Source organism: Mesorhizobium sp. M1A.F.Ca.IN.022.07.1.1, assembly GCF_003997575.1.
Taxonomy (GTDB): Bacteria; Pseudomonadota; Alphaproteobacteria; order Rhizobiales; family Rhizobiaceae; genus Mesorhizobium.
Genome location: NZ_RZST01000717.1, coordinates 1 through 612 on the forward strand (window position 1 = coordinate 1; position 612 = coordinate 612).

At 63.2% G+C, this 612-nt stretch carries 1 protein-coding gene; it reads right to left on the reverse strand.

Annotation, left to right across the window (positions count from 1 at the left end; genetic code table 11):
- Positions 1 to 91 precede the first annotated feature (91 nt).
- Positions 92 to 612: DUF177 domain-containing protein (locus EOA75_RS33595; protein ID WP_164747794.1), on the reverse strand; the 521-nt coding region annotated here is incomplete at its 5' end.

Below are 612 nucleotides of genomic sequence, written 5' to 3' on the forward strand. Positions count from 1 at the left end.
GCCTGCCGAGGTAAGGGGGATCGCGAAGGTTCGGCGAAAATAGCGGTTTTGGGCTGCCGCACAACCAACTGTTCCAAAATCCAGGCCGCCTTCAGGATTGTCCGAGCAGCGAGCGCAGCTTTTTCTGGAATTCGCTTTCCTCGGGCTGATCGTCACCCGCGCCCTCGAGCGAGGCGCCGGGCTTGCGCGGATAAGGGTCGATCGCCAGGCCGAAAAATTGCTCGGCGAGCGCCCCGACATCGATAGTGTCGCCGGAAAAAGTTTCCGGGCTGTCGGGCCCGTCGGCGTCGAGAACGATCTCGCCGCCGCCGTCGAAGCCTTCGCGTCCGAGTTTCGACTGCTCCGGCAAGAACAGCGCCTCGACGGGCTCGTCGATGTGAGCCGCAACCGGATCGAGTGTGACGATGCAGGCCTGGGTGATGTCGGCTTCGACGCGGCCGCTGACCTTGACGCCGTTGCGTTTCCAGGACGCCACCAAGAGCTCGGCGCGGTAGCTTTCGACGGAAAGCAGGTCATGTTCGGCGGCAAGCGCAGTGCGCTGCCTTTCGTCGGCCTCGATTGCAACCGGCAAACCCTTTTGCGGCAGGCGGGCGACATTGGCGACAAAGGATA